Below are 10914 nucleotides of genomic sequence, written 5' to 3'. Positions count from 1 at the left end.
CTCCGGCACCGCCGCCTCCGGCACCGCCGCCTCCCGCGCCTACGTTCCGGCGCCCGCCGCCCGCGCCGCCCCCGCCGACCTATTCGAGCGCCGAGTTCGTGGGCCTGGAGCGCCGCTCGGACGACCGGCTGCACGCGGACGTGCGGGTGACGATGAAGAACACGGGCATCTTCACCGACCACCGCATCATCAACCTGTCATCAGGGGGCCTGTTCATTGGAACGGACCGGCCGCTGCGACTGGGGACGCAGGTGGAGTTGACGCTGCGGTTCGATGATCCGGAGCGGGTGATGACCCTGCGCAGCTCCGTCATCTGGGAGAACTCCCTGGACGACGGCAAGAACCCGCGCGGTTACGGACTGCGCCTGAGCGCGTTGCGCGCCGAGGAGCGCGAGTTCATCCAGCAGTACATCCGCCGTCCGAAGAAGCCCTGATAGGGTCCGCGCCGGGCCCGGAAACGGGCTAGAACAACTGGCCCAGGAAGACCCCGGCCATCGCCACGAAGGCCACCATCACCGCCATGACGGACTTCAACTCCAGGTCCCCGCGGTCCAACTCGTTCATGAAGTTCAAGGTGTCCTCCCGGATCAGCAACGTCTTCCCCCCTTCCTACGGCGCACGCGCGTGGCGATTGCCTCGGGGCCTTGGCCCCGGCGCGTCGGCGCGGCATGCGAACGGGGAAGCGGTCGGCGTCGCCCAGGGGACGCCGTGAGCCCTCCTTCCCCGCCCGCCACGCTGGACGGGCTGCTCCAGGCGCTGCCGGTGCCCCTGTTCGTCGTCCAGGGCGACCAGCTGGTGTTCACCAATGTCGCCCTGAGGGCACTGCTGGGCCTGCGTGAAGGCGAGCTGCCGTCCGTGGGGGAGTTCAACGCCCGCTTCAGTCCGGAGGAGCGCGCGTGGGTGGAGCCGATGTCCCGGGCGCTGGCGCGAGGCGAGCCCCTGCCGGATCAACCGGCCTGGGTGCGGATGCGGGGGGCGGACGGCCGTCGTCACATGCTGTCGCTCATCACCGGTCCCGGCCGCATCGCCCAGGAGCAGCTCGTGCTGCTGCTGGACGCCGAGGGCGGGGACGCGGTGCGCAAGCTGTCCACGGTGCTGGTATCCACCGCGGCGGAGCTGCTGCGCTGCCGCGACGAGACGGCGGTGCTGGAGCTGGCGGTGGAGGCCGTGCACCGGCAGGGCTTCTACGTCTCCGTGATGCTGCTGGAGGGGGACTTCCTGCGCCACGGGCCGATGCGCCAGGAGGCGGAGAGCCTGGCGGCCGCGGAGCGGCTCTATGGTCAGCCCGTGCACGCGGTGCGCTTCCCGCGCGCGGCCATGCCCCACCTGGAGGAAGTGCTCACCCGGCGCAAGGCGGTCTTCCACCCGGATGCGTTCACCATGGCGCGCCAGCTGCACTCGCCGGAGGTGGCGGAGAGCATCGAGCGCATCTATCCCCCGGGCTCGCGCGCGCTGGACGCGCCCCTCTTCGTGGGGGACGAGCCCTTCGGCGTGCTCGCGGTGCAGTCCCCCATCCTGACGCCCGCGAACGCTGGCGCGCTGGAGCTGTTCGCACAGCTCATCGGCGGGGCGCTGGAGAACGTGCGCCACCACCGCGCCGCGGAGGCACGGCTCGCGGAGGTGTCACGGCTGCAAGGTGAGCTGGTCGCGAGCGAGCGGCTGACCGCGCTGGGCGAGGCCGCGGGTGTGGTGGCCCACGAGGTGCGCAATCCACTGGGCGCCATCCTCAACACGGTGGCGGTGCTCAAGCGGGAGCCGCGCCTGGGGCCCTCTGGTGCCGCCGCGGTGGAGATGCTGGAGGAGGAGGCCATCCGGCTGGAGGACATCGTGCGCGACCTGCTGGACACGGTGCGTCCGCTGGAGCCCCGGCCGCGCCCCGTGCAGCTGGGAGAGCTGGTGCACCGCGCGCTCGGCCAGCTCCACGGCCGCGAGGACCTGCCCACGCCGCACGTCGTCTTCGACGAGGCGCCGGACATGCCGGACCTCGCCGGTGACGAGACGCTGTTGCAGCTGGCCATCACGCACCTGATGCGCAACGCGCTCCAGGCCTCACCCGCGAAGGGCACGGTGCGCGTGGCGGTGCGGACCGTGCCTGAAGGCGTGTCGCTGGTGGTGGAGGACGAAGGCCCGGGCATCGCGGGCGTGGATCCGCAGCGCGTCTTCGAGCCCTTCTTCCTCACGCGAGCCAACGGGCGAGGCCTGGGGCTCGCCATCGTGCGCCGCGTGGTGCTCGCGCACGGAGGCAAGGTGCGCGCGGGCGCGAGGCCCGAGGGCGGCGCCCGCTTCGAGCTGGTGCTACCGCTCTAACGAAGAGCCACTCCAGGCCCGCGCATCACGGGCCCGCCAGCACCAGCAGGCAGCGCAGGCCGCCGTTCTGCACCGGCAACTGGCGCGCGCCCTCCAGGCCCAGCGCCGCCACGAGCTTCGCGTCCTCGGGGACGATGAGCGCCTTGCGCCAGTCGCGGAACGCGCCGCGCAGCGTGGCGCCCAGCGCACGGTAGAGGCCCGGCAGGTCTTCTTCCTCGCCCACGCGCTTGCCGTAGGGCGGGTTCGCCACCACCAGCCCCGGCGCTCCCGGCGGCGCCTGCAACGTGCGCAGGTCGTGCCGCTCCAGCGTCAGCGTGAGCCCCGCGCGCTTCGCGTTGCGACGCGCCGTCCCCAGCGCACCCGCGTTGATGTCGTAGCCCCGGATGGGCACGCGCGGCGCGGGCAACATCCGGGCCTCGGCCTCCGCGCGTCGGCGGGCCCAGGCCTCCTTGTCGAACGAAGGGAAGGACTCGAAGGCGAACGCGCGCGACAGCCCCGGCGCCCGCTGCTGCGACTGCCACGCCCCCTCCACCAGGAACGTGCCCGACCCGCACATCAGGTCCACCAGCGGCACGTCCCCGCCATAGCCCGCGAGCCGGAGGATGCCCGCCGCCAGCGTCTCCCGCAGCGGCGCGCGCCCCACCTCCTGCCGGTAGCCGCGCTGGTACAGCGGCGCCCCGGAGGTGTCCGCGCTCACCGTCCACCGGTCTCCCTCCCCGCGCACGAGCAGCGTGAGCCCCGGCCCTCCACCCTCGTCATCCAGGTGCCCCGCGCGCCCCACCTCGGGCAGGCCCCAGGCCACGGCCGCGGACTCCAGCACCACGTTGGGCCCCGGCGCCACGGAGCGGTGCAGGCTCACCGACAACTTCGGCGGCGTCCTGCCATCCCAGAGGCCCTCCAGCGGCAGCCGCGCCAGCACGCGCACCAGCCCCTCCGCCGTCGGCGCCGTGAACGTGCCCAGGCGCAAGAGCACGCGGCTCGCGGTGCGCAGGTGCAGGTTCGCCGTCTGGTGCAGGCCCGCCGGGCCCACGAACTCCACGCCGCCCTCCGCGCGCCGGGGGGCCAGACCGCACTCGCGGGACTCCGCCTCCAGCGCGGGCTCCAGTCCGGGCAGCGTCGCGACGTAGATGACTTCCTCGCCCTGTCGGGGCTGTGCGTCCGTCACGCGGGCCGCGTCCGTGCGGCGGAGGCCTGCGACAGCGCGCGCTCAATCTGGTTCAGGTCATACGGCTTGGGCAGCAACACCACACGCTCCAGTTCCCGGCCACCTTCGGTCGACACCGCGCGCGAATCCCCGGACGCGATGATGATGCGCAGGGACGGATACTGCTTCACGGCCTCGCGCGCCAGCATCACGCCGGAGATGCCCGGCAGCGTCACGTCCGTGAAGAGCACGTCGAAGGGCGCCTCCCCCAGCGCCGTGCGCGCCGCCTCCCCGCTCTCCACCGCGCGCACGCCGTGCCCCATGTCCGTCAGCAATTCGGAGGCGGACTCGCGGATGTCCGGGTCGTCCTCCACCAGCAGGATGCGCAGGGGTCCGTTCAATTCAGCCTCCGTCACTCGCGGCGGGGTGGCCGCGGACGGCTTCACGGCCTTCGCCGCGATCCGCTGTTCACGCTGGCGCAGCATCGCGCGGATCTTCCGCGCCAGGTCCTCACGCCGGTACGGCTTGCTCAGCAGGCTCACGCCGGGGTCCAACCGGCCGCCGTGCACGATGGCGTTCTCCGTGTAGCCCGACGTGAAGAGCACCTCCAGGTCCGGCAGCAGCGCCTGGGCCTGCCGCGCCAGCTCCGGGCTGCGCACCGGCCCGGGCATCACCACGTCGGTGAAGAGCAGGTCCACCGGCAGGCCGCTCTGGATGACCGCCAGCGCGCTCTGCCCGTCCGACGCCTTGAGCACGCGGTAGCCCAGCTCCGTCAGCACCTCCACCACCGTGCCGCGCACCGCGGGGTCGTCCTCCACCACCAGGATGGTCTCCGTGCCGCCCTCCACCGGCCCGCCCGGGGTGTCCGTCGGCTGCACCGCCGCCTGGAAGGTGCGCGGCAGGTAGAGCTTCAGCGACGTGCCGTGACCCAGCTCGCTGTAGATCTTCACGTGGCCGCCGGACTGCTTCACGAACCCGTACACCATGCTCAGCCCCAGGCCCGTGCCCCGGCCCTCCGGCTTGGTCGTGAAGAACGGCTCGAACGCGCGCTCCATCACCTCCGGCGTCATCCCGGAGCCCGTGTCGGAGACGGCCAGCAGCACGTACTGCCCCGCGGTGACCTCCGGGTGCAGGAGCGCGTAGTGGTCATCCAGCATCGCGTTGCCCGCCTCGATGGTGAGCTTGCCCCGGCCCTCCATGGCGTCGCGCGCGTTGATGGCCAGGTTGAGGATGACGTTCTCCAACTGGTTGCGGTCCACCGACGTGTTCCACAGCCCGCCCGCGATGACCGTCTCCACCTCCACGTCCTCGCCCAGCGCGCGGCGCAACAGGTCGTCCATATCGCGCACCAGCCGGCCCAGGTTGAGGGGCGTGGGCGCCAGCGGCTGACGTCGCGCGAAGGCGAGCAGCTGCGAGGCCAGCCGCGCCCCGCGCTCCACCGCGCCCAGCGCCACCTCCAGCCGGCGCTGCGCCTTCGCGTCGCCCGCCAGGTCGCGCTGGAGCAGTTGCAGGTTGCCGCTCACCACCTGGAGCAGGTTGTTGAAGTCGTGCGCCACGCCGCCCGTCAGCTTCCCCACCGCCTCCATCTTCTGCGCCTGGCGCAGCGCGGCCTCCGTCTGGCGGCGCTCCGCCTCGCTCTCCTCCAGCGCCCGCGTGCGCTCGCGCACCAGCTCCTCCAGGTGGTCGCGGTGGCGCGCCAGCTCCTGCTCCGCGCGCTTCTGCGCGGTGATGTCGCTGCCCTGCACGAAGATGCCGGAGATGCTCCCGTCGGCCTCCATGACGGGCTGGTACACGAAGTCCAGGAAGGCCTCCTCCAGCGGGCCCCCGGGCACGCGCTGCACCATCAGGCGCATGCCCCGACCGATGAAGGGCTCACCGGAGCGCAGCACCTGATCCAGCAGCTCGAAGAAGCCCTGCCCCTCCACCTCCGGCAGCGCCTCGCGCACGGGCTTGCCCAGGATGTCCCGGTGGCCGATGAGCTGGAGGTACGCGCGGTTGATCAGCTCGAACACGTGCTCCGGCCCCTTCAACGAGCACATGAAGCCCGGAGCCTGTTCGAACAGCCGGCGCAGGTGCTTGCGCTCGTCGGAGAGCGTGCGGTTCACCTCCTGCACCGCCTTGGCGCGCAGGAACACCCCGCCCTCCAGCTGCGCCTGCGTCGCCTGCTCCACCTCGCGCACGGCCTGCTTGAGCTGCTGCAGCTCCGTCACGTCCACCGTGTGCTGGAGGATGAAGGCCACCTGGCCCCGCTCATCCAATACGGGCGTGTGGGTCGCGCTCCAGAAGCGGTCCTCCACGACGACGCCCGCGTCCGTCCTCCGGGGCACCCGGTAGGGAATGAGCGCCAGCGTGTCCAGCACCCCCTCCGTCAGCACCCGGAGGAACGAGTCGCGCAGCATCCGCACGCTGCTGTTGGCGGGGTCTTCCGGGTCGTTGGGGAACGCCTCGAAGACGTTGCGCCCGACCAGGTCCTCCAGCCGGCTGGCCGTGACGCGCAGGTAGGCGGTGTTCGCCGTCACGTACCGCAGCTCGCGGTCCAGCAGCATGTACGGGTTGGGGGAGAGCTCGAAGAGCTTCTGGAAGTCGAAGGATGCCTGCATCCAATCACCGGGGAGGACTGGGACCTCCCGGCCTTTCCTGGGGCCGCGGGACGCGGAAAGGGCGTTCAAATCCAGTGTACGGACAACACTCCCAGCACACCGGTCAAAAGGCAGGAGCGCACGGCCTTAGCGCGCGCAAGGGCCCCTGGAAGGCCGCCTTCTGGGCACCACTCAACACCTGCCCGCCCCCCGCGTCCCAGTGCCTTCCGGCCGGAAGCCCGGGCGGGTCTTTCCGGCCTCTTGATTATCGTGATATGATATTATTACCGCTTTGACAGTGTACTCCCACGTAGGAGGTCTGTGCCCATGCTTGCCGTTCCGGAACGGTTGTCGCTGGATGATGCGGAAGCGGTCACCTCCCGTGTGTTCGACCGCAAGTCGCTGACGGCCAGCGTGCGTCAGCTGTCGGCGGTGACCAACCTCCGGGGCGCGTGGGCGATTGCCCGCCAGTGGATCATGATCGCGCTGGCGATAGCGTTCGTGGTGCAGGTGGACCGGTGGTGGGCGTGGGTGCTGGCCGCGGTCATCATCTCCACGCGCCAGCACGCGCTGCTCAGCCTGGTGCACGAGGCGTCGCACTACCACCTCTTCACGAACCGGGCGGCGAACGACTTCGTGGCGGACGTGCTGTGCGCGTTCCCCACGAACATCACCACGGCGGGCTACCGCAAGGAGCACGTGGAGCACCACCGCTTCGTCAACACGCCCCAGGACCCGTACTGGCGGACCGCGCAGCGCGACCACGCGTGGATGTTCCCGCGCACGCGCTGGGGCACCGCGCGCGTGCTCCTGGGGGACATGGTGGGCGTCTTCACCGCCTCGCACATGAAGATCATCATCCCCTGGTCCTACTCGGGCCGGCTGTCGGGCAAGGGCGGCCCGCCCGTCTCCCGCGCGGAGCACGTGCGCTACGCGCTGTTCCTGGTGGCCCTCATCGCGGGCCTCACGCTCGCGGGCGGCTGGCTGCACTACCTGCTCTTGTGGTCGCTGCCGTCGCTGACGCTGATGATGATCGCCTTCCGCATCCGCGCGGTGGTGGAGCACCCCTTCACGCCGGCCACCCAGGACGAGACGCACGAGACGCGCGACGTGGAGGCGCCCACGTGGTTCGAGCGCTTCTTCATCGCGCCCTTCAACGCCGGCTATCACCTCTCCCATCACCTCTTCCCGTCGGTGCCCTACTACCACCTGCCGGAGCTGCATCAGCGGCTCAAGCAGACGGGCCTCTACCGCCCCGGTGAGAACCACTTCCGCACGTACCTCCAGGGCCAGGACAGCGCCTGGAAGTTCCTCACGTCGGCTCCGAAAGACTGACGTCGAAAGCCTGACGTCGAAAGACAGACGTCCGTCGTTGATGAAGAATTGAAGTCCCGCGTGTGACGGCGCGGGCACCTTCCCCCTGGAGGCGCGCCTGAGGCGCCTCCAGGCGCGGGGAGAGCCCGCCTGCCTCCACGGTCTCCAGGCCTGTTTCACTCTGACACCCGACGCCCGTGAGGCCGTCCGCGCACCGGCCGGGCGTCCCTGGGACGTGCCGAAAGACCCCACCCCATGCCTTGAACGCAGACGGACGACTGCGGTGTTTGTCAGCCCGCGATCGCCAGGTCCCCCGTTGCACGCCCGCCAATTCCGGCGCGGCGCAGGGTGACCGGGGGCGTCCTGCCACGCGCCGCGGGCAGGACAGGCCTTGCCCCCGGCACCACCTCCTCCACCTGGCGACAGGAGCAAACTTGAGAAGACAGCTCATGGGCTTCCTCTTGGCGTTGGGCGCGGTGCACACCGGCTGTGGTGGTGCCCCGGACTTCACCTCCACCGAGGGCGACGAGGACTCACTCGTGGCCTCCCAGCAGGACGCGCTCGCCAGCGCGACCACGCTGTACGACGACGCCATGGGGACGGGCTGGGAAGACTGGTCCTATGCGACGCACAGCCTCACGGCGACGAGCCCCGTGTTCGCGGGCACCCGCTCCCTCTCCGCGACGTTCGGCCCCTGGAAGGGCGTGTACCTGCACCACGCGGGTGTCTCCACCACGGGCTACGGCTTCGTGGAGCTCCAGGTGCACCCGGGCGTGACGAACAACCCCGCGCTCGCCGTCTATGCGACGGTGGGCACCGCCCAGAAGACGCCCATCGCGCTCAACCCGTTCTGCGCGGGCGGCACCCTCAAGGCCTCCGCGTGGACGCTGTGCCGCGTGCCCCTGACGAACCTGGGCGCGGCGAACGCGAGCCTCAGCGGCTTCGTGGTGATGGAGAACGCGGGCCTCACGCGGCCCGTGATGAACTTCGACAACATCCGCCTCGCGGCGAGCACCACGGCTCCTGCCGCCCCCACGGGCCTGAAGGCGACGGGCTCCTCGACGGACATCGCGCTCGGCTGGAGCGCGGTGACGGGCGCCACGGGCTACAACGTCTACCGCGCCACGACCCAGGCGGGCACGTACACGAAGCTCACCTCGGCGCCCGTCACGGCCGCGTCCTACAAGGACACCGGCGCCGTCACCGGCACGACGTACTGGTACGCCGTCACCGCGTTGAACACCGCCGGGGAGAGCGCCCGTTCCGCCGCGGTGTCGGGCACGCGCACGGCGCCCACCGGCGTGAGCATCACCGTCACCCCGTTGAGCGCGACGCTGGCGCGCGGCGGCGTGCAGACCTTCACCGCGATGGTGACGGGCGCCACCAACACCGCCGTCACCTGGTCCATCCAGGAGGGCGCCACGGGCGGCACCATCACCTCCAGCGGCACGTACACCGCGCCGCAGACGGCGGGCAGCTACCACGTCGTCGCGGCGAGCAGCGCGGACACGACGAAGAAGGCCCTGGCGGACATCACCGTGACGGGCCCGGTGGGCAGCACCAACAAGTGGGTGTCCGGCTACTACACGGGCTGGAACGCGGATGAGTACCCGCCGGAGAAGGTGGACTTCACCGCGCTCACGCACATCATCGTCGGGCGCGTGACGCCGAAGGCGGACGGCACGGTCAGTGCCGTGTTCGACAACTCGAACGGCTCCGCCATGGCGAAGACGTTGTCCACGCGCGCGCACGCGGCGGGGCGCAAGGCCATCATCATGGTGGGCGGCGCGGGCGAGCACGCCGGCTGGGTGGGCGCGGCCACGAGCGCCAACCGGGAGAAGTTCGTCACCAACCTGCTCAAGGTGATGGACGACCACGGCTATGACGGGCTCGACATCGACTGGGAGCCGGTGGAGGAGGCGGACAAGCCGAACCTGCTCGCGCTCGTGCAGCGGCTGCGTCAGGTGCGGCCCAACATGCTGCTGACGTTCCCCATTGGCTGGGTGAACAACAACTTCAGCTCCGACGCGGAGCTGAAGTGGTACCCGCAGCTCGCCACGTACCTGGATCAGGTCAACGTCATGTCCTACGAGATGATTGGCGTCTGGGACGGCTGGGATTCGTGGTTCACGTCCGCGCTCACGGGCGAGTCCGGCACCCATCCCACGTCCGTGGAGTCCAGCCTCAAGGCGTGGGTGAACGCGGGCATCCCCAAGGCGAAGCTGGGCATGGGCATCCCGTTCTACGGCCTCGCGTGGCGCAACATCACCGGCCCGCGCCAGCCGTTCACCAACTGGTCCGACTACGTGGGCGGGGACAACTCCTTCACGTACAAGAAGATCCTCCAGCTCTCCAAGACGGGCACGCTCAAGTGGGACGCGGCGGCGCAGGCCAACTACGTCACGTTCACCACGCCCGTGGAGGACGGCACCGTGCGCTGGATTTCGTACGACGGTCCGGAGGCCATCCAGGCCAAGGGCCAGTACACGAAGGCCAACGGCTACGGCGGCACCATCATCTGGACCATCAACCAGGGCTGCACCGACCCCGTGACGGGCACCAACCCGCTCCTCACCGAGGTCAAGAAGGCGTTCCTCCAGTAGCGCAAGCCACGGGCCCCCACCCGTGACGAGAGCGGCCGCGTGGGCACCCTGCCCGCGCGGCCGTCTTCGTTTCCCAAGGCCGGCCTTCCTACGCGGGCGGCGGCGGTGCGGCGGAGGGCGGCTCGGACGGGGCCACGGCTTCGGGGCCTGACGCATAGACGCCGCGGTACTCCGGCGGCAGCAGCGCGGCCACCCGGCGCATCATCGCGTCCACCAGCGCCTGGCGCGCATCCGTGGCGCCGACCAGCTCCGGCTCCAGGTCCTGCATGCGGAAGGCGGGCCCGAAGGTCACGGTGACGTCGGCGTGGTAGAGCCGCTCGCCGCCCATGTCGGAGTCGTTGATGGGCATCAGCTTCTGCGTGCCCGTCAGCGCCACCGGCACGATGGGCACCCCGGCGCGCTTGGCGATGAGGCCCACGCCCTTCTTCGCCTGGAGCATGCCCGCGGTGCGGCTGCGCCCGCCCTCCGGGAAGATGAGCACCGACTGGCCGCCCTTGAGCAGGTCCACGCAGCGGCGCAGCGCCTCGATGTCCGGCGAGTTCGGCGTGATGTCGATGGTGTCCATCGTCTCCGCCGCCAGCCGCGTCATCACCGTGCCGTGCAGCTTCACGCCGGCCAGGAAGACGACCTGCCGGGGACGCAGCGCGCGGTACAGCGTGAAGCCGTCCGCGTTGGACAGGTGGTTGCAGATGAAGAGGCAGGGCCCCGGCGGCAGGTCCTTCAGGCCATACACCTTCGCGTGGGACAGCGTGCCCCACACGGCGTGCATCAGGCCGCGCACGACGTGCCGGCGCGGGCCTCGCGGCAGGAGCGACATCAGGGCGAAGAGAACTCGTAGCACGTGTCGGCCCACTTCCTTTCCCGGACGCCCCCACGCGAGCCGGGGCGGAACGGATCCGCGTTCATCCGAAGATGTAGTCCTGCCCGCCAGGACAGGTCAGCGCCCGTCCTGAAGCCCTCCCCTGCC

General features: G+C 70.8%; 7 protein-coding genes. 4 read left to right on the top strand and 3 right to left on the bottom strand.

Features of this window, described 5'->3' with window-relative positions:
• On the top strand, positions 1–434 hold a 434-nt coding region (locus D7V97_RS32520; RefSeq protein ID WP_120614511.1), incomplete at its 5' end, for a TIGR02266 family protein.
• Positions 435–708: 274 nt separating this feature from the next.
• Entirely contained in the window at positions 709–2307 is a 1599-nt protein-coding gene (locus tag D7V97_RS32515; RefSeq protein WP_120614510.1) for an ATP-binding protein, read from the top strand.
• A gap of 25 nt (positions 2308–2332) precedes the next feature.
• On the opposite strand, the gene D7V97_RS32510 is transcribed toward D7V97_RS32515, so the two are convergent.
• Together D7V97_RS32510 and D7V97_RS32505 are read right to left on the bottom strand one after the other, a co-directional pair.
• Positions 2333–3472, bottom strand: a complete 1140-nt coding sequence (locus tag D7V97_RS32510) for a class I SAM-dependent RNA methyltransferase (RefSeq protein ID WP_120614509.1) — start codon at positions 3470–3472, stop codon at positions 2333–2335.
• A complete protein-coding gene (locus D7V97_RS32505) occupies positions 3469–6051 on the bottom strand; it encodes a response regulator (protein WP_120614508.1) in 2583 nt (860 codons plus the stop codon). Before D7V97_RS32505 ends, D7V97_RS32510 begins: the two co-directional genes overlap by 4 nt.
• Positions 6052–6357: 306 nt before the next feature.
• Here D7V97_RS32505 and D7V97_RS32500 point away from each other — a divergent pair, with 306 nt between their 5' ends.
• Entirely contained in the window at positions 6358–7365 is a 1008-nt protein-coding gene (locus D7V97_RS32500) for a fatty acid desaturase family protein (protein WP_120614507.1), read from the top strand.
• A 413-nt stretch (positions 7366–7778) separates the two neighbouring features.
• Positions 7779–9947: a glycosyl hydrolase family 18 protein gene (locus tag D7V97_RS32495; protein ID WP_120614506.1), complete on the top strand. Its 2169-nt coding sequence runs from the start codon at positions 7779–7781 to the stop codon at positions 9945–9947.
• Positions 9948–10035: 88 nt separating this feature from the next.
• On the opposite strand, the gene D7V97_RS32490 is transcribed toward D7V97_RS32495, so the two are convergent.
• Positions 10036–10788, bottom strand: a complete 753-nt coding sequence (locus D7V97_RS32490) for a 1-acyl-sn-glycerol-3-phosphate acyltransferase (protein WP_120614505.1) — start codon at positions 10786–10788, stop codon at positions 10036–10038.
• Between the last annotated feature and the right edge of the window lie 126 nt (positions 10789–10914).

It is taken from the genome of Corallococcus sp. CA053C (assembly GCF_003611675.1).
Classification (GTDB): domain Bacteria; phylum Myxococcota; class Myxococcia; order Myxococcales; family Myxococcaceae; genus Corallococcus.
The sequence above is the reverse complement of the archived record's forward strand: the minus strand, read 5'-3'. Positions and strand labels throughout refer to the sequence as shown.

What these genes read in the sequence shown, in the direction of transcription:
- D7V97_RS32505 (WP_120614508.1), bottom strand. Translation starts at nt 6,051, where the DNA reads ATGCAGGCATCCTTCGACTTCCAGAAGCTCTTCGAGCTCTCCCCCAAC.
- D7V97_RS32500 (WP_120614507.1), top strand. Translation starts at nt 6,358, where the DNA reads ATGCTTGCCGTTCCGGAACGGTTGTCGCTGGATGATGCGGAAGCGGTC.